Raw genomic sequence first — 24351 nt, 5'->3', positions numbered from 1 at the left:
TACATGCAGGCCGGCATTCGCGAAGGCATTCACCGTCAGCCGTTCAACCAGCAGAAACTGTCTGCTCAAGCGACCGACCGTTCACTTCCGTCAGCAGCTCGTTTCGCTCATGATCCTCATACGATGGGCTCGGCTGGTGCCGCGCGGCGATCAGCGAATAGAACACCGGCACGACGAAGAGCGTGAATACCGTGCCCACGGTCATGCCGGTGACCAGTACCATGCCGATGCTGTTGCGGGCAGCGGCGCCCGGTCCCGAAGCCAGCACCAGAGGGAGGTGCCCGAAGACAGTGGCAGCCGAAGTCATCAGCACCGGTCGCAGCCGCGTCAACGACGCCTCGCGCAACGCGGCGGCCTTCGAGAGACCGCGGGCCTGCAGCGTGTTTGCGAATTCAACGATGAGGATGCCGTTCTTCGCGATCAGTCCGACCAGCGTGATCAGCCCGACCTGGGAGTAGATGTTGATCGTGGTCAGGTCCAGGAAGCTGAATATCAGCGCGCCGGAAATCGCGAGCGGGACCGAGCCGACCAGCACGATCAACGGGTCCCGAAAGCTCTGGAACTGCGCCGCAAGCACCAGATAAATGAGCACGACCGCGAACCCGAGTGTGACGACGAGCGCAGATCCCTCGTGACGGATCTGTCGTGACTCGCCCGCGTAGTCGATGGCGACGCCGGATCCGCTTGCGGCTGCGGCTGCGGTTTCGAGAACGCGCAGCCCTTCTTCCTTCGTGACACCCGGCCTGACTCCGCCGAAGATTCGTACCGCGTTGCGCTGCTGGAAGCGGTTCAGCGTGCGTGGCGCAGTGCTCGTTTCGATGTGCGTGAACGTCGAGACCGGCACAAGCTGGCCGCCCGGAGTCTTGATCTTGAGATCGAGGAGCGGATCGACCGTCGCGCGGTCTTTATCGCCGATCTGAGGAATGACTTTGTAGCTGCGGTCGAAATAGTTGAACCGGTTGACATACGCGCCTCCGAGGAGTGTTCCGAGTTCGCGGCCGACCCCCGCCAGGTCGAGCCCCAAGTCGGCAAGACGCTCACGATCAAGCACCACACGCGCCTCAGGGAGATCGATCTTGAGATCGGTGTCCACATACAAGAACTTGCCGCTTTGCCAACCGGCGCCGAGCACGGCGCCGACCGTTTCGAGCATCTGCTCGGGCGGTGCATCGTTCTGCAACACGAGTTCGACGTCATACTGGCCTGGAGTGGGCAGCGGCGGATCCAAGCGCGGGAACACACGAAGCCCCGGGACCTGCGACACCGCGCCGAACACCTCGCCGTACATCTCCTCGGTCGAGCGTGCCCGTCCGTGCCAGTCCTTCGCAACCAAGCCTCCAAATCCGCCCCATGCCGCCGTCAGCGACCATGTGAATTCCGTCTCGGGAAAGGACGTGATGGTCTTGACCACCTGCAAATGCTCGCGGTTCGTGGCGGCCACTGTGGAGTCCGGCGACGCTTCGAAAAACAAGCTGATATGGCTTTGATCCTCAACGGGAGCGAGTTCTTGCCGCGAAAACATGTACAACGGCCACACCGAAACCATGATGAGCAGTGACGCCGCCACGACTGCCCAGCGCATCTCCAGCGCCCTGTCGAGGAGCCAGGCGTAGACACGGCGCACCTCTTCAAACCTTCTGTTGACGAAGGCGGTCATACGGCCTTCCTTGCCCTGCGGATGCACGAATCGCGAGCTCATGACCGGCGACAGCGTCACCGCCACGATCCCCGACAGGACCACCGCCACGGCAAGCGTCATCGCGAACTCCAGGAACAGCGAGCCGGTCAAGCCGCCCTGGAAACCGATCGGTGTATAGACTGCGGCTAACGTGATCGTCATGGCGATGATCGGACCGATCAGCTCGCGCGCACCGGCCAGCGCCGCCTCGATCCGGGACTTACCCAGGCGCACATGCCGCTCGACGTTCTCCACGACGACGATCGCGTCGTCCACGACCAGCCCGACCGACAACACGATCGCGAGCAGCGTCAAGAGATTGAGGCTGAAGCCGAACGCGAACATGAACGTCGCCGCGCCGACCAGCGACACCGGCATCGCGACGAGCGGCACCAGCGCGGTGCGCACCGAGCCCATGAAGAGAAACACGACCAGCGCCACGATCAGGATCGTCTCCGATAATGTCTTGCTGATCTCTGTCAGCGCATTTCGCATGAACATCGTGCCGTCCCAGACCAGCTGCATGTCGATGTCCTTCGGCAACGTCGGCCGGATACGGTCCATCTCATCGCGCAGCCGGTGCGCGACATCGATCTCGTTCGAGCCGATCAGCGCCCAGATCCCGAGGTAGACACCTTCTTTCCCGTTGTACTTCGCGATCATGTCGGCTTCTTCGGCTCCATGCTCGACCTGGGCCACGTCTTTCAGCCGCACGATCGCGCCCCCCCGGTCGGCGACGATCAGGTTTTCGAACTCCACGGCGGAGCGCAGGTCGGTATTCGCCAACAAGTTGACCTGCACCAGGTTGCCTTTCGTTCGACCGACGGCCGCCAGGAAGTTGTTGCGCTTGAGGGCTGCCTGCACGTCTCCGGGCGAGAGGTTGAGCGCGGCGAGCCGATCGGGGTCGATCCAGATTCGCATGGCAACCTGGCGGCCGCCCTCGAAGGTAACCCGCTGGACACCGGGCAACGTCGAGAGTTGAGGCTGCAGCGTGCGCAACAACCAATCCGTGACGGCCGGCACGCTGCGTTCCGTAGAGGCAAAGCTGAGATAGAAGGACGCGTAGGGGCGATCGGCGCGTTGCACTTCGATCGCAGGCGGTTCGGCTTCCGCCGGCAGCTCGGATCGTACCTGTTGGAGCCGCGCGGTGACCTCGGCCAGAGCCGCCGTGCTGTTGTGGTTCAGCTTCAAGTGCACCGTAACGGTGCTGACGCCGGCGCGACTGGTCGACTCCACATAGTCGACCCCGCCGATCGCGGAGACGACCCGCTCAATCGGCGTGCTGAGAAAACCGCGGACGGTTTCGGCGCTGGCGCCGTAGTAGACCGTCGTGATGATCACGGACGAGCTTTCGATCTTTGGATATTGCTGCAACGGCAGGGCCGTCAACGCCCGCCACCCCGCGAGCAGGATCACGAGATTCACGACGACCGCCAGGACCGGATGCTTGATGAAAATGTCGGTGAACGAGCGCATGCGGATGTCCTTCTCCTATCGTTCCGGCTCTCTCAGCGTTCGCCGACGACCATCTGACCCGATCCGCTCTTATCCTCTGGGCTGCCGGCAATCGTGACCAGCGCGGCTTCTCGCAGTTTGAAGGACCCCGAGACAGCCACTTGTTCGCCGGCGGACAGCCCGGCGTGGATCACGACCTCGTCGCCGAGCATCGCGCCGCTCTCGACCGGCCGCACGTGCGCACGCGTCTTGCCGTTCTTGTCCGATTCGATCACGAACACTTGATCGCCGCCAGGACCCTTCCGCAGGGCGCTCGCCGGAATGGCGACCGCCTTTCGTAGCGAGCCGACCGGCACCCGAACACGCACCGAAGCGCCGGGAGACGGCGCGTTGGCCGCGCCCTCAATTCTCGCGCGTACCGCGGCGTTGCGTGTCGTGGGATCGATACGCGCGTCCACCGCGACGATTCTGGCTGAGATCGGAGACGATTGGCCGGCGGCGGATACCTCGACGCTGTCGCCTTCCCGCAGGCCGGCGGCAACCTGTTGCGCGACGGTGAAGTCCACATGCACGGCGTCGTCGATACCCTGCAGCGTCGTGAGTTCGGTGCCCTCGTTCAGATACTGGCCAAGGTGCAGGTCTGCCATGCCTACTCGCGCGTGGAACGGCGCCCGAATGGTCTTGCGGGCAATGATCGCCTTGGTGCGCGCGATCTGAGCCAGCGAGATATCGAGGTCCGCGCGCGCGCGATCCACTTCCTCCTGGGTCGTGGCACGGTCATGACTCAAGTTCTTTCTGCGGTCAAGCACCGTTCGCGCGAGGGCGGCCTGGGCTTCCTGTGCTTTCAGCTCAGCTTCCTCGACGGACACATCGAGTGCGACGAGCACCATGCCGGTGTCGACGATTTGTCCGGGCGTGAGACTGACATAACGGACAGTACCGGGGAGCTCGTTACGCAAGGTGATCGAGCGCAGTGCCAGAATAGTCCCGATGGACGTGGCAGTGTGGCGGTGCTCAATTTCCTTCGCGAAAGCGACGGTCACCGACTCCATCGGCTCCGGTTGGTTTGCGGACGCTGCCACGGCTGCCTGTATGGCCGTATACTTCCAGGCCGCCAGGCCTACGCCCACCGAGACGACCGCGACGAGCAGTAGAAAAGATCCGATCCAACTCCGACGATTCATGCGCGACGCCCTCCCGAACGCTTCATCGAAGCACCCTTGACCCTGGGCGAACGGCGAGCCGGTGTCGCGTGGGCAAGCATGTCCTCGAGTGCGCGGCGCACTCGAACAACGCGGTCTTGTTCGAGTGGAACGATTCCCAACACCCAGTCGAGCCAGAGTCCATCGATCGCAGCGGCAACCGCTTCGGCGACACCCGACGGCAAGCCATCCTTGGCGATGCGCAGATGGAGGTCGGCGTAGACCGCGCGCATGGGCTCGATCAACGCGGGGTTCTGAGCAAGCGCCGCGAACACCGCGGAGGAACTGCGCCGCAGTTCCTCCGTCCAGCACTTGGCGTCGGAAAGACAGTGGTCTAAAAGCGCGCGCGCCATGCGCCCGGGCCCTTCTGGTGAGCGCTCATAGGCTTCGGTGTAGCAGGATCGCCAACCTTCGGCGGTGCGGATGACCAGCGCTTCGACGAGCCGGTCCTTCGACGGGAAGTAATGCAGCAGGCCGCCTTTGCTCATGCGCGCTTCGGCGGCGACGGCGTCGAGCGTCAGGCTTGCAATGCCTTGTCGGGCGACCACGGCTTCGGTCGCGTCGAGAAGCATGTCTTGTAGCTTCGACGTTGTTTGTTTCATGGATGAAGAATACCGTCCGGTCGGTCTGGTGTCAACCGTCCGGTCGGTCGGTTCATGGCCTCCGGCATATGCAGTCGATTTATTCGATGGACTGAGCGCCATGTTCATACCCCACCCCGGCCGGCCAACGATTCCATTCCACTTCAGTTCCTGAGCGCCTGTTGCGCAACCGGCGCCGGTCGTCCGGTCGAGTGCGGTGGCGCCACGGCGTACTGAGTCGGACACGGCTACGTGTTCATGTTCCCATCGCCTGCCCACCCGTACATGGCATAGACTGTTCCTAACAGACGACGATTCGACGTTGCTATCGTAAGTGATTGAAAGCGAATGGATTAGTGAGCGGAGAGTGTAGTTTCAGGAGGATCGAAACGGCGCTGTGCCGACTTCATGACTGCCGACATCTCGGCAGATGACGGTAGGTCGGCGCCGTCAGGACTGCTGGGAGTGATTCGTGAGATAGATCTCGCTTTTTAGTCCTTGCACGTCTGTTTGTGGAGCCCCTCGCATTGCAGCCGTGGTCTCTCTGGTGTATTCGAAAAATTCGCCGGATAAAAAGTTTCCACTGGAAGGATGTTGTACCGCCTTCGAAGTTCTTCGACCTGCTCTCCCATCACAGGCCAGTAATCCCAGCCATTGTTCAGATCCACGTTCATCGCAGCTCCCCGTCGAATCGCGATCAGCGCCTTCGTCGGGTCGAAGAATCCCGTTCTGGCCTCAGTGATCGGCGTCATACGAATGCCCACGTGAAATTGCAGTAGGACGAAGAAGACGAAAAGCCACGGGTCACGCCGCTGGAAACCGGCGCTGAAACAGGCCACTTGAACTTCTTCCTCCGGAGCCGTTCCATAACCGGATAGGATGTGCGCGCAATCGTGAAACAAAATTTGTTCTGGCGCTCCACCCTTTTCCCCCGGTAGAGCGAACCCGTTCTTGCGACAGTACTCCCAATACGCACGCCCCAAAGATCCAGATGGATAATGCTCCAACGCCTGGTAGCGGGCCGCGAGCGCCGAATCTTCATGCGCGCCGATCATCCCGCGCATGAATGTGTAGAGGCCCCGGATGCCTTCTGTGTTCCAGATCTCATTGACCTTGGGCCTCAGCCAGAATCGACGCACGAGATCGAGGCGCAACTGCAAGATCTCTCCCTTCAGGACATGCCGCAGGTCCTTCACCTCGGGAGCGCTCACCTCCAGCGCCTGCGCGAATTGTTCGACCAGATCCGTTTCCTGGGCATTGGCTTTCCCGTCAATGAGGGACATCACAATGAGCCCCTGCACAAGCTGCTGCCTGAGCTGAGGATCGGGAAACGCCCGGGCCAGTTCTGCCGGCGTGATTGGAGCAAGCTGTTCGATCTCATGGGTGGTGCCGAAGACCCGCTGAACCGCTTCCATCATATGCCGCTCCGAATCATCGAGCATCCCATCCGCCAGTGCGACGGTCTTCATCGCCCGCAATCCCCAATAGGCTTGCTCTGGACTCGGTATCTTCAGTTCCATCGAAACCTCCCTGAGCACTATTGTTTTTCAACTCTACGCCCAAAGTGAGCTACGCGACAATGTCCGGCCCCAATCGGCTTGGCTTCGATCGTTAACAATCGACTCTCAGTTGGCCGCAATGGAGCTTAGCTCTGCAGCTGCCGAAACACGGCGTAGAAGGCTGGGACCTTTACCACTTCGCCCGTTGGGAGGGTGTGCACGGTGCGAATATGACTCTGGCCGGTTTCAAGCTGCATAAATTGATCCGTTGGGAACAGTGATTCTAGGTTATTTTCATGCAACATTCCGGGCGTAATCTGATGCTGGAAGACTCGCGCAAGGCCGGGAGGCAGTCCATATTGCTGAATCAGCTGGGCAAAGAAAGGCTCAACCGCTGACGACAGCTCGATCAGATACAGAATGCCTTTTGCCCCAAGCAGCCGCTCGATACTCTGTATCGCCGTCGCGTGGTCTGACGGCGACAACTGGTGCAGTACCGCGCGCATGTAGACATTCGCATCGCCAATTTCCTCATGGAGAGCCTGGGCATCATCGGGACACAGCACATCAAGAACTCGGTATGAAGCATTGGGGGCCGCTTGTTTCGTTTGGGCAATCTGAACCGCTGCGGGCGAAATTTCAGTGCCTATCACCCTGGCGAAATGATTCGCAAGAAAGCGCGTTTGCGTCCCGTTGCCACACCCCAGATCGATTAACGGAAGCCGTGGGTCGGCATAGTCTTGGAACAGCGCCAAATCTTGTTGGGCTGCATGAGCGGGGTCGGCGTCCCAAAAGATTTCGCCAGGCGTTCCGGTCGAGGTACTCCAAAAACTCTCCCAGGATGTCACGTAACGATTTGCCGATGTCATCGGTTGCGCTCCTTTCAGAATTGATCTTGTTGGTGAATCTCTGTCGAGAAACATGCGACGTGACAGCGGGGACTTTGCTTGAACCTCTACGGCAGCATATAGGTCAACTCAGGCCAGTGTGCGCTTCCGTGAATCCGTCCCGCTTTTCCTTGCTCAATATAAATACCGGCGACGAATGGCGTCGTGCCCTTAATACCCTTGAATCCTCCCTTTCCCCAGGCCCACGTCATGTCGCCTTTGCATTCGCCTTTCACTCCCACACATCGTATCTCTACGTACGCGAGGTCCTTGTCTTCATGAGCTCTGATGATGCAGACGCCCGTCTTCGGTCCCTCTTGATTCTCACTGACATGGAGAATCACCTGACAATCCATTTTGCCCTTGTGGATCTGCGGCGGCGCCGACCCCACTGGAAGATGCTTCACAAGCATAGTGCCAGTAATCGTGCCTCTAAAGATTCTGTCACCACCCCCCAGATCATCGATGACGCCTTGTCCCGTCCAACTCACGGTCGCATGGCCTGCGTCGATGGTTGTGGCTTCGGCTCCATAGAAGAGCCCCAGGCTCATGACGAGGAGGGTGACTGTCAGGATCAGGGATCGTCTGAATCTCATGGCTACTCCCTTTCTAATATGCGGCGCCATTCATCCCAAGTGTGAGGGAGAACCGAGCGCCGGTGAATAAAGAACTCCGCCCTGTTTTCCTACGACCGAAGGACGGTCCACCAATTCCGCAGCCACGTCGAGCGGAGGAGCTTGTACCCGAGCCAGGCCACAAGCAACATCCCGAACAAGGGAACGGCCAGGGTCTGCACTAGCTTCTGATAGTCGGTCATCTGCACCCGTAACAGATACTGCGGGCGCTTCATCAGATTCTGCTTCTCCGATGCAATCGTGACCGTATACAGCCCCTCGTCCAGCCGGACCTCGCTGCGGAGTACGCCGTCCGGGTGGGTGCTCGGGCGAATATCGGCCACGAGCTGATCTTCTGTGTCGTCGTTCCCTCCCCCCTTCACAATCCGCATCCCCACCGGTTCGCTGCGCAGGGCCGGATCGACGAGGTCCACAACCAGGAAGGTCTCTCCCGCTTTGGGGATGTCGGTGCAGTACTGTGCTTTCACCTCGTATTGCGGTTGATAGGCGTTGAAATGCACCACCCCCTCGCCGACCTGGCGGAGACAGGGGTCGTCTTCTCCGCTGGTGGTGCCATGGGCCGCGGCCATGCTGGAGTGGGCCAATACGCCAGCAAGCAGCAGTCCCGCCGCAGCGATTCTTGTCCTCTGTGTCTTCATGGCAAACCCTCCTGTGTGGGATCGGGCCCTACGCCGGTGCTCTCTCCTCTGCCCAGGGCCAGGGCACCCTGGGTGTTGCGACGTCCTGCGGCGTCACTCAGCGTCGCTCTCGCGAGCGCTGCCGCGAGCGGTTTTGAGCGATGCGTACGGGTACGGGCACCGTGCGCTGTCGTAAGGCACGCGCCCACCAGCCCAGCGCCAGTACGGCGATGACACCTGCAATTATCTGTCCCATATTAACCTCCTCATCACGACCGACAGTGCTTCTGATCCCTTCCCGTCGCCCGCCTCTGTGGCTCACCGAGCAGACAGACCCCTCCGGGGTGTAGAAAAGGGCCTGTCTACCTCAGCGGGAAACGCCGTAGGGAGTTGCGGCGTCTGCCCTGATCCCTTAGCTGGACCGATTGTCATTCCATACTGCAGACGATTCTGCAGAATGACCGGATCGATGACCTCGCCACATTGCACACAGCGCTGAGCGCGGTGGTCCGATAGATCCTGACACCATTCGGCGACCATAAGTCCGCTGCAGCGCGGACAACGATCGGTGTTATGGATGCTTGCCCAACGTGGATCGGTCAACTCAATCGATTGCTGTTGTGTCACCGCCAACGCCGTACCCATAGATCCCTCCTCGGTGATCCGCCGGTTTCACACCATTCATAGCGAAATTGAATGGCAACTCGCGTTCCAGCAGGCTCCCGCCCGACCTGAATCGTCGATGTCGATGAAAAATAGAGGAGATGGCGTGATCTCGTTCGAGATTATCTCTTGCGAACAAAAGAAGTGCCGAGGGTAATCTGCCGACTCGACGGCACGGTGCCGAAAGGTCGGCACGAGGCTGGAACATTCATGGGACCGGGTGAGGGGCTTGGCTAATTACAGATGGCGAGAGATACCGAGCTTCTGCATTTTTGATTGGAGAGTCGTTCGCTTCATCCCAAGCTTGGCAGCAGCCCCGACAGGACCACCGATGATCCAATCCGACTCGCGAAGGGCCTTGAGAATGTGTTCGCGTTCGGCTTGTTCAAGTGTCGTAGCCCCGGAGTTTGTTGCGTGACCCGGCGTCCGCTTCAATTCTGCGAGCGACACAACCAGATCCGATCCTTGGGTCAGGATTACCGCTCGCTCGATGAAGTTCTCCAGCTCTCGCACGTTACCGGGCCAATGATAGGCTTGGAGTGCTTTCATGGCTTCCGACGGGATTGTCTCGATGCGTTTCTTCATCCGCAGGGCGAATTTCTGAGCAAAGTGCCGGACGAGCAAGGGAATATCTTCCGGGCGCTCACGCAGGGGAGGCACCGTGATCGGAAAAACCTTCAGCCTGTAATAGAGATCGCTGCGAAACTTCTGCTCCTCTACCATGTGGCCAAGATCGCGATTGGTTGCGGCAAGTATGCGAACATTCACGCGAATCGTCCTGGTGCTCCCCAATCGTTCGAACTCCTGTTCCTGAAGCACGCGGAGCAACTTCACTTGTAACTCAAGCGGGATTTCCCCCACCTCGTCGAGAAACAAGGTTCCACGGTCGGCTAATTCAAACCGGCCGATCTTGGTGGCAATCGCACCGGTGAATGCGCCCTTTTCATGCCCAAAGAGTTCGCTCTCGAGCAGGCCTGTTGGAATCGCGGCGCAATTGATCTTGACGAACGTTCGCTCTCGACGGTTGCTGAGATTGTGGAGCGCCCGCGCCACCAGTTCCTTCCCGCTCCCTGTATCACCCAAGATCAGCACCGTCGAATCGGTCGCGGCCACGGTCTGGACTTCTTTGAGAACCAGTTTGAGAGCCCGGCTGTCCCCGACAATTTCCTCGAAGTTGTACGCAGTCTGGATTTCCTCCTGCAGGTACAGTTTTTCCTTTGCCAGCTTGTCCTTCAGCGATGAGATTTCCTGATAGGCCATCGAATTGGCAGCGGCGAGCGCGATCTGCGCGCCGATCCTGCCGAGCAATGCGGCATTGTCGTCTGTGAATGCGTCCTCCTGCTTACTGACGACGCTCAACGTGCCCAGTGCTCGTCCGTGCAAGATCAGCGGAACGGCACATCCAGATTTCAGGCCTTCAGCCTCTGCCCGCTGCATGATCTCCGCAGGAAACTCCGTGAGGTTGAGACTTCTGACATGAACCGTCTTCTGAGAAGAGAAGGCCAGCCCTTCCGGGGTTCCTTCCAATGGAATGGGGTCCCTCGCTCCGACAAAGTCTTGATTGCTGGGAAAGTCCAGCGCGTGAGCCCGCAATTGATTTATCTCGGGATCGTAGAGACAAAACGACGCGAAATCGTGCGGGATCACACGGCCCAGACAGGCAGAGATCGCTTTCAAGAGCTCTCTCAATTCAAGGTGGGACACGACGGCGTTGTTGATCTCCAGCACCAAACTGAGCCGATCTCGCTCTCGAGCCAGAGACCGCTGCGCGGCTTCCGTGCTGGAGAAATGGAGCACGTTGTCCACGGCCACGGCAACCTGTTTGGCCACCTGCCCGAGCAATCCCAGGTTTTGGTCTCCGAATGCCCTGGGTTCGAGACTCCCGAATCCGATCGCGCCGAGACGCCGCATGGCCGTCGTCAACGGGAATAGACAGACCGACTGAACGCCGATGTCCTTGAGCGCCGCCATCCCCATCGAGAATCGAGATTCTTCGGCGAGAGACGGAATAACCAAAGGTTGCTGGTGAGCCCATACCCAGCCGCTGGAGGACTCCTCAATCGGAAGCTCCAGCCCATTCAGTCTCGTTGTGAGGCGATGAGCGGCTGCGGTTTCCAATACGTGGACCTTCATCAGATTCTTTGAGGGATCGTGAAGAATCAAGCCGATGAAATCGAATGGGGCGACTGTCGGGAGACGTTGCGCGAGATCCCGGAAGAGCGAGGACAGGTCACGATGCGACACGATGGCTTCGGATACCTCGAGTAGAAGCCGTAACCGGTCGTGATCGTGAATCAGGTCTTGATGATGGAGGACATTATCCACCGCCACCGCCACCTGCTTGCCTACTTGTTGGAGAAATTCCAGATCCGTTTCACCATAGGCTTCTTTTTGCAAGCTCAAAAACCCCATGGCGCCCAGGCGCCGCACCGCGGTCGTCAAGGGAACGACGCAAAACGAGTTCACACCGTCCTCGCTCATGTGCCCGACAACCTTGGGCCAACGACGTTCTCCGGCAAGATTCGGCACGATGACGGATTCCTGCGTCTGCCAGACCAATCCAGCGGGACTCTCTTCGACCGGCCCCTCATGGCCGCCCACGAGATCGGCCGGCACGTTCGCCTGAATGGCGTGCAACCGCATCGTGTTTCGGACAGGATCGTGCAAAGACAGGGCGACAAAATTCACATGGACGACCCGAGGCAGGCGCTGTGCGAGGTCTCGAAAGAGTACGTGGAGATCGCGGTGTGCGGAAATCGCCTCGGCAACTTCCAGCAGAGCTTGGTACCGCTCTGCTAGCGTCTCACAGGGGGATGCGGGATGCGTATCCATGGGATGGCAGTATGGCGTAACAAACAGTCACGGCTCAAGAGGAGGGAGAGGGGTGGCCTGATTGGTCCCCCGTGCTCACGGACCCCCCACGATGAAGCAGTGGTCGTTCGACGTGCGCAGTTGGGGACCAAGCCAGGCCACCCCTTGAAAGGGAGTAACGAGCGAGCCTGGAAGGAGCATCTTTTGTCACTCGCTGCGGCCTTGCTTGGGAAAAGGTCGCACTCCAACGCGGCCGGGGTTGGGCGGGTAAGAAGTCTGGCCTTTTCGTGCAATCCTGCCACTACCCTGAGATGCACAGAGATCGATCACTACGTGAGTCGTGTCTCGCTCACGTAGCGACGATAATCCTCAAAGAGTCTCGTGCGTCCCGTCGCAATACGGCGGTGTCTTCGTCTGCTTGCACATGCACAAGGCCACTTCTTTCGTTTCATCTACGGTAAACTCGACCGGCTCGAACCCGGTTCCCTGATGAGACCCGTCACAGAATGGTTGGTCCCTCGATCGTCCGCATAGACACCAATAGTACGTTCCCGCTTCCAACGTAAGCACTTCGGGCTGCTTGGCTGCAATGCGTGGCTTCTCCATGAACGGCCCTCCTGTGGGTTATTCGGGGCGAATATGTCTCTTCACTGCTCGGGCCATGGGCTTCTTCGACCCTCTCGTCTCTACTCCATAACAGCCCCAAGCCACTCTTCGATTCTTTCGAGAGTCACGGCATCTCTATATTTCTTCTCCTCCGTTTCCGTCACCAAGACCTACAGGGGCAATCGATTTGATTGTGATGCCAGTCTCGTCGTGGTGCGGCATGAGTCCCTACGGTAGTGTATAGGTCAACTCCGGCCAATGAGCACTTCCGTGGATCCGTCCTGCTTTCCCTTGCTCAATATAGATAGTGGAGACGAACGGCGTCGTCCCCGTAATATCTTTGAATCCTCCCTTCCCCCAGGCCCACGTCATCTCGCCTTTGCATTCGCCTTTCACTCCGGCACATCGGATCTCTACGTATGCGATGTCCTTGTCGCCATGGGCTCTGATGATGCAGACGCCCGTCTTCGGTCCCTCTTGATTCTCGCTGATATGGAGAATCGCCTGGCAATCCATTCTGCCTTTATGGATCTGTGCCGGTGCCGAGCCTACGGGAAGATGCTTCACGAGGATATTTCCGGTGATCTTGCCGCTAAAGACTCTCTCCCCATCGCCCAGATCATCGATAATGCCTTGTCCCGTCCAACTCATGGTCGCATGGCCTGCGTCGATGGTTGTGGCCTCGGCTCCGCAGAAGAGCCCCAGGCTCATGACGAGGAGGGTAACTGTGGAGATAATGGTTTGTCTAAATTGCATGATTGCTCCCTTCTATTTATGGTACCGTGTGTCCTCAGCGTAGGGTCAAGTGAAGTGAAGCGCATGCAGGTGTTGATCCGTGGGGCCCGCCAAGTCAAATCAACCTCATCCACAGGGCGCTAAGATCAACCGGCGCAGAACTATCGACCGGAGTATCATGACCGTGCTCATTGAGGGCATCATTCGTATACAGCAATAGATCCCTGCTCCATTCGACTAACACCTGCACGATGCCCTTCTCCCTCTTCTCATCGATGAACGACTGCTGCTTTCGCGCTGCTCCACATGAACTCAGGTATGGTTTGAATTGTTACATATCAGGCCCTGTTTCTGCGACAAGCGCAATGGCTTGATCGGTGACACGACCGCCGCCGGATTAGTCTTCCACACTGACTCATCCGCATCCACGTACAGTTCCACTTCATTGCCGTCAGGGTCGTGGAGATAGAGGCTTTGGCTCACCGTGTGATCGCTCATGCCGGCGATTGTGATACCGGCCCGTTCAAGATCTCTCTTCGCCGCGCGCAATTCATCCAGACTGTCTCCCACCTTGATCCCGATGTGGTACAACCCGCGACGCTGTCCAGGTGGAGGTCCCGGCGCATCACCGACCTGGATCAGCAGCAACTCATGATGCGTGCGCCCGGCCGTCAGCGCAGCGGCTGCACCGTTGAAAATCCGCCCGACTTCCTGAAATCCGAGTAGATCACGATAAAAGGCCAGCGATTGCTCCAGGTCCTTCACATAGAAGACAACGTGTCCGAGGTAATGGGCTTTCATCTGAATCACTCCTTGTTGGACAACGACTGCCGGAGTAGCGCCGTGACGGCCGCGTGTGCCAGCACGACGTCGGGCTCTCGTTGCAGCGCATCGTAATACTGCTTACCAAACCCCTCTCCCTCTTCAGTGGGTGTCAGCAGCGTCCGGGCCGACGTGAGCAGAGCAATGATGTTCGTACGTGACGATGCCCCGCCTTCTTCCATCAGTTCATCGAGCTTGACCGTCAATTGCGACAGCGGGCGCAACCAGGCAAACCACGCATCCCCCAGCACCAGCTGCAAAAACGCTCCATTGGATGGGATACGCCCATGCACACGCTCATAGGATATCCGTTCGTCGTCCAGCAAGGCTTTGTGCAGACGAAGCAGCGCCTGAAATAGATGATCGAGATGCGCGTCCCTGTGACCTCGCTCCGGCATGATCCAATCTCCCCATAGGTCACACGACCATTAGCCGGTCGGCTCACTATCGAGTTGATGCGCCTTGCGGCCACCACGGGCGAGTGGATGCTCTGGAATCTGACCGCCGACCATGAGTTTCGCCATGTCTGCGGCTCGTGCAACGAGTTCCTGTGCCCCTTCACGCAATTCCCGGCTGTTCTGCACCTCGCTGACGTTCCGTTCCATGTCCTCTGCGCTCCAGCCTCGCGAATGAGCGATGAATGGAAACTGCGGGAACTGGCAACCGACTTCCGCGAAAAAGGTCATGAGCTGCCCGACCACACCTTGGACATTATCTTGCCCACCCATGACAATAAACGCGGCGACCTTATTCTTCAGCAAATGTCTGTTCGCGATGGTCTCCTGATTCTGGATGCAGTTCATCCGCTCGACCATCTTGTAATAGAGGCTGCTCGCGTTGCCCCAGCGAATCGGGGTTGAAATCAGAATCACATCGGCCCAATGCACGATGGCCTCGTACACACGATCGAGCTGATCGATCGGGCCCATTTGCGTGATCGAGCAGGGCCAGGTACAGGCCTGCGCTGATTTCGAATAGAAACCTTCACAAGTGCGAAAGTTCAACTCGCGGAGCTTGATGCATTGCGTCTCTAGTTTGAGCGCGCTTCGGGCATGGTCAAGGGCAACTTCCAGCATCGCGTCAGAGGTACTATATCGTGGATGTTCCGTGGTCATCGCCGTCGTCGAGATCCCCACGACGCGGATCGGACCTGCCTGACGCAACACCGGACGTGCGAGTGGATGGGGTTTATGGGACTGCTTCTTCCGCTTCGTGGCTGATGATAGATCGACATAGAGTCGTCCGTTCTCGATCTTTGTGGCATAGCTCGGAACCTGATCCTGTTCGTACCCTGCTTCCCCTCGACCGGTCTTGTGATGGAACTTCCAGTAGTGCCAGGGACAGACGACATAGTCGCCGTCGAGTGTGCCTTCACCCAACGGGCCCCCGACATGATTACAGACACCGGAGATAGCGCCAAAGGAGCCTCCCTTGTACGTCAGGGCGATCGTCGTCTTCCCGAGTAGAACTTCTTGCACCGGCTTTTCCCTCAGCTCCTCGACATTTCCGACGTCAGTCCATTGTGTATCCGGCATGAGAGGCTCCTTCTAAGATGAAGTCATGATGCCTTACTTGCTCGCGCCGGTGTCGTAATAAAACCGCTCCTGCACGATCTTGCCGTTCTTCCACCTAGCCACGACGACCTGCTCCATATGCACCGGCTGTCCGCTGGTGGCGATGAAGTCCAGGCTGCATTCGTAGAACGTCACGTCGTCTCCCACAGCCGAGGCCGTCACATTGAACCCTTTCCATTCCTTGACCCCGCTCAAGAACTGCTTTTCGCGTTCAATATTGGCGGCCTGACCGACGGTTGGAGGATTGGCATTATCCTGCATCTTCACATCCTTGTCGTAGAACTCACTCATGGCCTCAATGATTTTGCCTTGACGAATGTAGCCGAACAAATCATTCAATCGCTGTTGCAAATTAAGTGTGCTCATGACTTCTTCTCCTTTCGAGCGGTGTTAGCAAAGGTAATCCCGGCTTTCTGCACTTCCTGATAAGGGAGGAGCCAGACCAGCGATTCATCGCTGAGATCGCCGACCTGAATGCGATTTCCCCAGGGGTCGCGGAAATCGCAACGGAAATTGGGCTGCATTGTGAGTTTGTACTTTTTCGTGAGTTTCTGTCGCACCTCTTTGATCTGAGCGGCATCACGGACCATCAAGCCGAAATGTTTCACGCGGTCCGGTTGCAGCTTGTCGACTTCAAAAATCGCCATGAATTGATGCTCCCCAAGCTTGCACCAGGCCGCGCCTTCCCCGCCACGAAGCATCTTCAGGCCGAACACGTCCTGATAGAACTTCACGGCTTTCTTGGCGTCGGTCACTTCGATCACGATGTGATTACATCCGTAGACTTGGACTCCCATCATGCTCCTTCCTTTTCTAACAGGCTGTTGAAAAAGCTGCTCTTCTCACCCGCCCAACCCCGGCGCGCCAAGACGCGCTTTTCCCCATGCATCGTTCTTAGCTCGCAAGAATCCTCAACGGGGACCCGGCCGCCTCACCGACTCGGCGGCGCGCACAGACATGGTGCTCCTTATTCGTCGCACCGTGCGCCCCTGAGGGTACGCCTCTGGTTCTTGCTCCGCCTGCGGCCTTGCTGGACGGTCTTTTTGAACAGCCTGCAGCTATGTCGAGATCGGCACCAATAGAAAATAGCGTGCTGTCTAAGGCTGTGTTCTTCCATGGCCTGCTAGATTTCTTTCTCCGCCTGCTGAATGGCAGACACAATGATATCCGGAGGTTGAGCTCCAGAGATTGATATACGGCCGTTGAAGACAAAGTAGGGTACTCCTCGGATACCCAGCCGACGACCCACTGCTTCTTCACCCTCGACCTCAACCGTGCCGTTGTCGCTTGCCAGAAAATGTTCTGTTTCTGTTCGATCCAATCCGGCTTCGCCAGCGACGCGCACAAGGGTCTTCACGTCACCGATGTTCTTACCTTCGAGAAAATACGCACAAAAGAGCGCCTCCACCACTTGGTCCTGTTTCCCCTGCTGCGCTGCATACCAGACCAGCCGATGGGCTGCAAAGGTGTTTGGTGTACGTTGAATCTTGTCGAAGGCAAAGGGAAGCTCATCCTCTTCGCCGGCAGCGAGGAGCTGCTCTTTCATCCGCCCAAAATTCTCCAAGCTCCCGAACTTGGCCTTCAGATAGGCGGTCCGATCGATTCCATCGAGCGGCATCGTCGGATTCAACTGAAAGGGTCGCCAGTCGATCTGCGCCTGTGCCCTATCTCTTAATTGACCCAATGCCCGTTCAAGCCGACGTTTCCCAACATAGCACCAAGGGCAAATGACATCGGAATAGATCTCGATCGAGATATTCGTGAACGGTTTCTCCATGATATCTCGAACTTTCTCTTCAGGGAGCCACCAGACTGTCGTTCACTGCGCACATCGAACGAGCACCGTTTCATCGTGCGCGTTCTGCGAGCAAGAAGGATGGTCTGGTGGCTCCCTGTCTCTCCTTCCGAGGGCGCGTTGCGCGAGCACAGAGGGCTCGCCGGGCCATTCCCCCTGCTGCCCGGCTGTTTCAGCGTCCTGCCAAGTGTCCCATTTTGCCGGCCTGATAGTCTTGCACCGCCTGAACCAACTCGGCTTTCGTGTTCATGACAAAGGGGCCATAGCGCGCGATCGGTTCCTCAATGGGCTCCCCACTCATGATCAAAAGCCGACTGCCCTCTTGTGCTTCGATCGTCACCTGCGACCCATTGCGTGAACAGACGATCAGCTCGGCTTCTCCTGCCTGTGGCGATCCATTGACAGAGACCGCTCCCTGCAAGACGAAGATCGAGGTATTATGTCCGTCCGGCGATGCCAGCGACGCGCGAGACCTTGCTTTCAGCTGAATGTCGTACAGCTGGATAGGTGTAAATGTGTGAGCCGGTCCCTTCCGTCCTTGGAATGATCCTGCGATCACCCGTAACTCTCCACCCCCGAGGTCGATTGACGGAATGTCGGCATTGAGAATGGTCTGATAACCGGGCGCCGACATTTTGGATGCACGCGGCAAGTTGACCCACAATTGGATGGCATGCAAGGTGCCGCCCTTCTTGGCGAACTCTTTTTCGTGAAACTCTTCATGGACAATCCCGGATGCAGCGGTCATCCATTGCACGTCACCCGGACCAATCACGCCGGCATTTCCAGCCGAATCTCGATGGGCCACGACACCCTCATAGACAATCGTCACTGTTTCAAATCCGCGGTGCGGGTGCTCTCCCACACCACGCGGATGGTCTGTGGGCGAAAAATACTGCGGCCCCGCATAGTCCAGCATGAGAAAAGGGCTCACCTCGCGATCGAGGTCGTTGCTAGGAAAGAGGTTGCGTACCGGAAAGCCGTCTCCGACCATATGTGTCGAGCCAGGCTGATAGACACCCAGAATGTCTTTGGCGATCATCGTCACTGTAGTCATGATCGGCCTCCTTCCTTAGACCATTCCTCGCAATGCTTCAGACAGTATGACAGTCCCGCGCACAAGCGACGCAGGCTGTTCGTACCCGATCGTCCCCTTGGAGAATGATGTATACATCTCCTCGAAAAGCTTTGCCGCTTCATCGGAAAAGCCGAATGATGTGAACGTCGGCACCACGGTGCTCAATGGCGCAAGCTGAGCCGACACAGCTTTCCCCAAGATCTGACTGAGCGTAGCGGCCGCTTGTCCTGGACTATATTCTTCCGGTCCGGCGAGTTCTACAATCTGCTTGCCCTTGCCGCCCGTGATCAAATATTCCGCTCCCACTCTCCCGATGTCCTTCGTTGAGATCATCGGAATCTTGCCTTCTGGTGCAATGAATGTGAGCAGCACACCTTGGCCTCTGGCCATACCAATCCCGGGAGCCCAGTTTTCCATGAAATAGCAAGGGCGTAGGATCGTCAGGTTCTGCGCCACGGTTGCCAACTTCTGCTCACCGTATCGAGCAGCCCGAATGGGACCAGTGCCTTCCGGAATCTGTCCGCCGATGGACGACAAGAAGACGACGTGCGAAATCCCGCTGGTCTTCACCGCTTCTGCCGCCTGATCCATGCGTTGACGTTGCGCTGCAAGCCAGGCTGTGGCTCCATAGTTCGGAGGGACCAGGAGGTACAACCCCACTGCCCCTTGAAAAGCTTTGGTCAAAGCCGGCACATCATCGAGCGACGCGATTGCGACTTCCGCACCCTTCGCTTTCCATGAAGCGCCCTTGTCAGCCGAACGCACGACGACACGCACCGGCTGCTTACGAGCCAGCAATGTCTCCGCGACCACCGATCCGGTATGCCCCGTTGCACCGAGTACGACAAACATGGTGAATTCTCCCCTCCGGCTGCCTGATCACATTACCCTAATGACCTCGGTACCACCCTACCACGCCCTATTATAATAGTCCTAGTTAGAACAGAGTCAACAGGGAAAATGTCTCGCTGGTCTCCTTTCGTGAAATCGTGAGTGAGGTCAATGAGACGTCGACCTCGCAAGGCTCCCCTGACCCCTACCGCACGCATCCTCCTCTCCCGCTCTTTCACTTCCTGTGCTGATCGTTTATCCTGTGGCGGATATTCAACCTTGTCACGTGATCATGGAGGCACTGGATATGGCTCGATTGGTCCTGCTTCGTCACGGCGAATCACAATGGAACTTGGAGAATCGTTTCACCGGCTGGGTCGACGTGCCCCTGTCTGCGCGAGGCATTGAGGAGGCCAAGAACGCGGGAATTAAACTCCGGAATTTTACCTTCGATCGGGCCTTTACCTCCGTGCTTCAGCGCGCAAATGAAACCCTCCGGCTGGTACTCGATGCGGTCGGTCAGCCGAACATCCCTATCGAGAAGGACAAGGCCCTCAATGAACGGATGTACGGTGACCTACAGGGATTGAACAAGGATGAGACCGCCACGAAATACGGCGAGGCGCAGGTGAAGATCTGGCGGCGGAGCTATGACGTGCGTCCGCCGGGAGGGGAAAGCCTGAAAGACACGGCTGAGCGAACGTTGCCCTACTATGAACAGGCCATCAAGCCCTATCTCTTGAAGGGGGAAACAATCCTCGTCGCGGCACACGGAAACAGCTTACGGGCCTTGGTCATGGAGTTAGAACAGCTCTCGCGAGAGCAAGTGCTGGAATTGAATATCCCAACCGGTGCGCCATTGCTCTATGAGATGGACGAGACAGGGAAGATCGTCGACCACCGTTACCTCTGACAGGCCTAGCAGATTATCCGACATCTTCCAGTAACTGACCGTAGCTGTCGACCGGAACGAAATCGATCAGTAGAATTAACAGGTTATGCCGTTCTGCTTCTCTGATCAAGTGATTCTCCTCCATCAGCGTAGCTGCTTCTGCACTTACCGCAAGTGGGCTTACCCCCTCTTCAACTAAGCGACTATACCTCCGACGACGGTTCTGCCATTGGTCGAGATAGACGGTCCAGTTGGCTGAACCGACAGGAAGGGTTGTCCCCCATCCTGTTTCCATTGCATCCATGATGAGTTCAGAAATCGCAGACTGATATTTTTGAGGGATATGCGCGTCAATAGCGGCGAAGATCCAAAATAGGTTCAATGAAAGCACTTCTTGCGTAATCGCCTGCGCCTGCTCCGTCGTCGCCTCGATCCCATATTCTTCCAGCTGCTGGACAGACACGCCGATCGGCATGGCTGCGACCAGGGCTACCGCAGCTTGCCTCGGCGTCATCGAGTTGGTTGACATGCTTCTCTCCGCTCCCCAGGGCCGGAGAGAATACCCTACTCATGCCATCAGGCTCAAACGACTTGTCCGTACTGACCCCCTGTGTTACAGTCCGCCGGATGATTCGACAGGCCTTTGCCAGATTATCACGGTGGACTTGTGCCGCCAGCCTGATGGCTATTTTAGCCGCAGTCACAGTCGGACCTGCACCTCTGGCCCATGCTGACGGAAACCGCTGGGGATTCGGCAGCGACCTGGGATTCACGGCGGGAACAGTCGATGATACCGTGTTCACCATGGCATTCAACGGTGACTACTACGTTGATCGAAATTTCTCTGTCGGACCGATGATGCAGATTTCTCCGACTGGCGATCTGTTCCAGATTTCTTTTGCCGGGGTCGCTCGCTATCATTTTCGTCTCAATAATGGATTCAACCTGGTGCCCTTCACGGGGATTGGATTGATCCACGCAGATCTGGACCGGGGAACCGGCCCTGGACGCATCGACCGTAATGACACGAGTTGGAATATCCCCCTCGGTCTCACACTGGAGTACCAGGCAGCCCACAATCTTGCCTTGGCTACGACATTAATCGTCAATCTCCACGACATCGATCTCTCTCCATCACTCCCGGAGAATGACCACAACGATGTAGCCCTGCTGTTCGGTTTCCGCTTCGGCCCCTAGTCGAACGATGGAATATCTGAGCGAGGAGGGTGAGGTGGGAACTAGGCCGCCTTGGCCGGCCGCCAGCGAAGGCCGATGTTCAGCAGTTCTTGCAACAAATCTTTATAGGCATAACCGGCTTTCTCTGCTGAATCCGCAAAGTCTTCATCGTGTGCGATCTGTGGGTTCGGATTGGCTTCCAACACATACACGTGCCCCTCTGCGTCCATTCTGACGTCGATGCGTGCATAACCGCTCAGGCCTAGTACGCGGTAGACGCGTTTCGCGAGGTGTTGGATCTCTTCGGCTTTCCCTTCAGGAAGATTCCTGGCTTCACCGGAACGAATCCCATACTTGTCTTGATACGTACGACTCCATTTGACTCGTTCGGTTGCAATCCGGCGGGCATCATCCGGCAGCTTATCCATCATCAACTCCCACACCGGCAGGACATGTACGTGCCCATTGCCCAATACCCCGACATACAGTTCGCGCCCTTCGATGTACTGTTCAATCAGGGCCCCGGTTCCTATGCTCGTGTGAATGAATTCGACTCGCTCCTTGAGCTTGTCGTCATCCTGGACAATGGACGCTTGAGAGATCCCCAGGGAAGCTTCCTCGGTCACCGATTTAACAATTAAGGGGAACGACAGCCACTTGGGCCGTTTAACCGTCCGTCCCTGTGGCACAACCATGAAATCCGGGAACGGGATTCGGTGAAATGAGAACAGTTTCTTGGAGAGGACCTTGTCGCGCGCCAACATCAACCCACGCGGGTTACAGCCGGTATAGGGTACGTGAAGCAATTCAAGATACGACACGACGTTCTGGTCATAGACCGCCACCCCATCGAATTCTTCCAACAGATTGAAAGCGATGTGCGGTTTCCAATCCTCTATGGCCGATCGAAGCACCCCCAGATCGCTCTTGACCCCCAGCGGCTTCACATCATGGCCGAGCTTGCGAAGTGCAGAAACTACGTCGTATTCCGTCTTCCATTCAGCCCTGGTCACGTCCTGCCCGTTGAGGGAGTCTGGCGGCACCAAATCTTCATGCATCAGGACGAGGATGCGGGACCGTTTCATAGCGCCACCTTGTGCCGTCCGCTACGCAAGTAGTTCATCGTATGCACGGTCAGCAAAATCGTGAAATCCAATTTCGCCTGCTCTTCCGCCACCGGCAATCGCAGGTGGAGCTGCCGGCACCGCTGAATCATCCCTTCGAGCACCTGATCGATGGTGTATTGATATTCGCCGGTCCAGGCAGCGACTTTGCGACGCACCTCTTTTCGAAAACGGTTCAAGAAGGCGGCGGCACCCGGTTGATCAGCGTAGACAGGGGCGTCGGAAAACAAGCGTTTCAAGTCCGGATCGTACAATGACGGTCGTTCAGTTCCATAATGTTTACGTTTGCGGTCATAATGCTCGCGCAGGGTCTTCTTTAGGTCGGGCAATGGATCGACCTCTTCACGTGCGATTACCTTGGGCTGGACAGCAGCCAGCCCCTCCATGAGCCCATCGACGTATTGAAGCTTCTTGAGCACCGGCCATCCTCTATAGCGGTCAGCCCAGGTCGAATCGGGCGTGAGCCAGACCGCAAAGGTCTCCGCAAAGTCTTCATCCGGATGGCTTTGCGCATACCACACGTCGAGATGCCGTACGAAACTCCGGCTATAGGGCCGAGGACTGTAATACTTGGGGTAGGGTTCGGATGAGCGCCCAAAGATCTGCTGCCGACGGCGGAGACGGCGGAGGCGATAGGCATTTTCCACTGCGTGGCCTGCTTCATGCCTCAAGATTCGCATGCACCATTCCGGGGTCCCTCCCTCGACCTCGAGCATCTGATCCATTTCAAGTTTTTCGAGTCGTGGATGGGCCAGGTAAAACGGCACGGCAATCCCTGGCACACCATCCGGAGTGAACCATTCATTGGACAGCCAGAAATGGGGGCGGAAGAGAAGCTGTCGGGCTTCGAGTTCGGCGTAGAGTTGCTGAATCTGCCCCGACAGGAATGGTCCATCGAGGGTGACACCGAGTTGGTTCATGGGAAGGTCCAGGAGCTTTTCGTTGGACCATGAGATCCATTCGGGCTCGTGATCATGGCGATCATTCCCCAGCGCGTTCTGTGTCTGTGATCGTTGCATCGACGCTTATCCTGACGTTCAACCTGCAAGCAGTGCTCTTGAAAATATAGCATGTGCTACAAGATCCCCCCGGTTCGGGAAGTCTTTCCACTATCTACCGTCCATGCCGTGGAGAAAAATGTCCGATCGAGGCCAAGAATGAACCGGCATTGACAATATATGTCGCAAGGGTGGGCTAACGGAGGCGAGGGAGAAGGGCCGGTGCCATTGTCCAGATGACATCAATCACCGAGCACACGTAGGAGCGGGCCTGCGCAGGATCGCTTTCCCAATTCGGCAAGACTTCGTGCAGATCAAGAATCGGCTGATCCTGGCCGAGACAGACCTGAGCAAACAGGGGAATGTCACGTCCGAATCGTTCCCGAACGAAGGCTTGGTGGTTTCGCCCCATCGCAATAACAAGGTCGGCAGCCTCAACCAATTCCTTGGTCAATTGTCGTGGGACGTGTGTGGTGAGATCAGCGCCTTTTTCGCTCAATCGATCCTGAACCCAGGTATGCATGGACTGAGGCTTCGCATCGATTCCAGCCGAACCGACGTTGCAGGAAGTGCCGAGACCAAGGCTGGCCTTAAGCGCATACTCTGCTGTCACGCTCCGGAATATGTTCCCCGTACATACGAATAGTACTGACCCAATTTTCCTCCTGGATCGATTCTCATCCTTCTCCATG

Annotated in this window: 25 protein-coding genes; 2 read left to right on the top strand and 23 right to left on the bottom strand. The window is 57.6% G+C overall.

Features of this window, described 5'->3' with window-relative positions; translation table 11 throughout:
• Window positions 1-43 precede the first annotated feature (43 nt).
• The 19 genes from HZB34_17625 to HZB34_17535 form a co-directional block, all read right to left on the bottom strand.
• Window positions 44-3154, bottom strand: coding sequence for an efflux RND transporter permease subunit (locus tag HZB34_17625; protein ID MBI5317784.1), 3111 nt, complete (start codon window positions 3152-3154; stop codon window positions 44-46).
• A 32-nt stretch (window positions 3155-3186) separates the two neighbouring features.
• Window positions 3187-4317 carry an efflux RND transporter periplasmic adaptor subunit gene (locus HZB34_17620; GenBank protein ID MBI5317783.1) on the bottom strand — a complete coding sequence of 377 codons (1131 nt, stop codon included), beginning with the start codon at window positions 4315-4317 and terminating at the stop codon, window positions 3187-3189.
• Window positions 4314-4937, bottom strand: coding sequence for a TetR/AcrR family transcriptional regulator (locus tag HZB34_17615; protein MBI5317782.1), 624 nt, complete (start codon window positions 4935-4937; stop codon window positions 4314-4316). The genes HZB34_17620 and HZB34_17615 overlap by 4 nt, the downstream gene beginning before the upstream one ends.
• A gap of 470 nt (window positions 4938-5407) precedes the next feature.
• Complete coding sequence (locus HZB34_17610) at window positions 5408-6436, bottom strand: TerB family tellurite resistance protein (GenBank protein ID MBI5317781.1); 1029 nt, start codon at window positions 6434-6436, stop codon at window positions 5408-5410.
• Between the two features lie 125 nt (window positions 6437-6561).
• Window positions 6562-7284: a class I SAM-dependent methyltransferase gene (locus tag HZB34_17605; GenBank protein ID MBI5317780.1), complete on the bottom strand. Its 723-nt coding sequence runs from the start codon at window positions 7282-7284 to the stop codon at window positions 6562-6564.
• A gap of 86 nt (window positions 7285-7370) precedes the next feature.
• Window positions 7371-7898, bottom strand: a complete 528-nt coding sequence (locus HZB34_17600) for a hypothetical protein (protein MBI5317779.1) — start codon at window positions 7896-7898, stop codon at window positions 7371-7373.
• 89 nt (window positions 7899-7987) lie between these two features.
• The gene (locus HZB34_17595) at window positions 7988-8575 is read right to left on the bottom strand and encodes a hypothetical protein (GenBank protein MBI5317778.1); all 588 of its coding nucleotides are present in this window, start codon (window positions 8573-8575) and stop codon (window positions 7988-7990) included.
• A 297-nt stretch (window positions 8576-8872) separates the two neighbouring features.
• Window positions 8873-9199, bottom strand: a complete 327-nt coding sequence (locus HZB34_17590; protein MBI5317777.1) for a hypothetical protein — start codon at window positions 9197-9199, stop codon at window positions 8873-8875.
• Window positions 9200-9454: 255 nt separating this feature from the next.
• The gene (locus HZB34_17585) at window positions 9455-12049 is read right to left on the bottom strand and encodes a sigma 54-interacting transcriptional regulator (protein MBI5317776.1); all 2595 of its coding nucleotides are present in this window, start codon (window positions 12047-12049) and stop codon (window positions 9455-9457) included.
• A gap of 348 nt (window positions 12050-12397) precedes the next feature.
• Window positions 12398-12634, bottom strand: coding sequence for a CDGSH iron-sulfur domain-containing protein (locus HZB34_17580; GenBank protein ID MBI5317775.1), 237 nt, complete (start codon window positions 12632-12634; stop codon window positions 12398-12400).
• 228 nt (window positions 12635-12862) lie between these two features.
• On the bottom strand, window positions 12863-13390 hold the full coding sequence (locus HZB34_17575) for a hypothetical protein (GenBank protein ID MBI5317774.1): 528 nt from the start codon (window positions 13388-13390) through the stop codon (window positions 12863-12865).
• Window positions 13391-13681: 291 nt separating this feature from the next.
• A complete protein-coding gene (locus tag HZB34_17570) occupies window positions 13682-14170 on the bottom strand; it encodes a VOC family protein (GenBank protein ID MBI5317773.1) in 489 nt (162 codons plus the stop codon).
• A 5-nt stretch (window positions 14171-14175) separates the two neighbouring features.
• Window positions 14176-14589 carry a hypothetical protein gene (locus HZB34_17565; GenBank protein MBI5317772.1) on the bottom strand — a complete coding sequence of 138 codons (414 nt, stop codon included), beginning with the start codon at window positions 14587-14589 and terminating at the stop codon, window positions 14176-14178.
• A 30-nt stretch (window positions 14590-14619) separates the two neighbouring features.
• Window positions 14620-15726 (bottom strand): NAD(P)H-dependent oxidoreductase, encoded by a 1107-nt coding sequence (locus tag HZB34_17560; protein ID MBI5317771.1) that lies wholly within the window; start codon window positions 15724-15726, stop codon window positions 14620-14622.
• A 33-nt stretch (window positions 15727-15759) separates the two neighbouring features.
• Window positions 15760-16131: an ester cyclase gene (locus HZB34_17555; protein ID MBI5317770.1), complete on the bottom strand. Its 372-nt coding sequence runs from the start codon at window positions 16129-16131 to the stop codon at window positions 15760-15762.
• The gene (locus HZB34_17550; protein ID MBI5317769.1) at window positions 16128-16562 is read right to left on the bottom strand and encodes a VOC family protein; all 435 of its coding nucleotides are present in this window, start codon (window positions 16560-16562) and stop codon (window positions 16128-16130) included. The genes HZB34_17555 and HZB34_17550 overlap by 4 nt, the downstream gene beginning before the upstream one ends.
• A gap of 326 nt (window positions 16563-16888) precedes the next feature.
• Complete coding sequence (locus tag HZB34_17545; GenBank protein MBI5317768.1) at window positions 16889-17542, bottom strand: DsbA family oxidoreductase; 654 nt, start codon at window positions 17540-17542, stop codon at window positions 16889-16891.
• Window positions 17543-17732: 190 nt separating this feature from the next.
• The gene (locus HZB34_17540; protein ID MBI5317767.1) at window positions 17733-18617 is read right to left on the bottom strand and encodes a pirin family protein; all 885 of its coding nucleotides are present in this window, start codon (window positions 18615-18617) and stop codon (window positions 17733-17735) included.
• Between the two features lie 15 nt (window positions 18618-18632).
• A complete protein-coding gene (locus HZB34_17535) occupies window positions 18633-19490 on the bottom strand; it encodes an NAD(P)H-binding protein (GenBank protein MBI5317766.1) in 858 nt (285 codons plus the stop codon).
• A gap of 286 nt (window positions 19491-19776) precedes the next feature.
• On the opposite strand from HZB34_17535, the gene HZB34_17530 reads away from it, so the two are divergent.
• Window positions 19777-20382: a 2,3-bisphosphoglycerate-dependent phosphoglycerate mutase gene (locus tag HZB34_17530; GenBank protein MBI5317765.1), complete on the top strand. Its 606-nt coding sequence runs from the start codon at window positions 19777-19779 to the stop codon at window positions 20380-20382.
• Window positions 20383-20395: 13 nt separating this feature from the next.
• Here HZB34_17530 and HZB34_17525 read toward each other — a convergent pair whose 3' ends face one another.
• A complete protein-coding gene (locus HZB34_17525) occupies window positions 20396-20890 on the bottom strand; it encodes a hypothetical protein (GenBank protein ID MBI5317764.1) in 495 nt (164 codons plus the stop codon).
• 41 nt (window positions 20891-20931) lie between these two features.
• Here HZB34_17525 and HZB34_17520 point away from each other — a divergent pair, with 41 nt between their 5' ends.
• Window positions 20932-21558, top strand: a complete 627-nt coding sequence (locus tag HZB34_17520; protein MBI5317763.1) for an autotransporter domain-containing protein — start codon at window positions 20932-20934, stop codon at window positions 21556-21558.
• A gap of 41 nt (window positions 21559-21599) precedes the next feature.
• Here the strand turns inward: HZB34_17520 and HZB34_17515 are convergent, their stop codons facing one another.
• The 3 genes from HZB34_17515 to HZB34_17505 form a co-directional block, all read right to left on the bottom strand.
• Window positions 21600-22622 carry an ATP-grasp domain-containing protein gene (locus tag HZB34_17515; GenBank protein ID MBI5317762.1) on the bottom strand — a complete coding sequence of 341 codons (1023 nt, stop codon included), beginning with the start codon at window positions 22620-22622 and terminating at the stop codon, window positions 21600-21602.
• A complete protein-coding gene (locus tag HZB34_17510) occupies window positions 22619-23680 on the bottom strand; it encodes a putative zinc-binding metallopeptidase (GenBank protein ID MBI5317761.1) in 1062 nt (353 codons plus the stop codon). The genes HZB34_17515 and HZB34_17510 overlap by 4 nt, the downstream gene beginning before the upstream one ends.
• 175 nt (window positions 23681-23855) lie before the next feature.
• Window positions 23856-24272, bottom strand: a complete 417-nt coding sequence (locus HZB34_17505; GenBank protein ID MBI5317760.1) for a hypothetical protein — start codon at window positions 24270-24272, stop codon at window positions 23856-23858.
• Window positions 24273-24351 lie beyond the last annotated feature (79 nt).

The organism is Nitrospirota bacterium, assembly GCA_016219645.1.
Lineage (GTDB): Bacteria > Nitrospirota > Nitrospiria > Nitrospirales > Nitrospiraceae > Palsa-1315.
The sequence above is the reverse complement of the archived record's forward strand: the minus strand, read 5'-3'. Positions and strand labels throughout refer to the sequence as shown.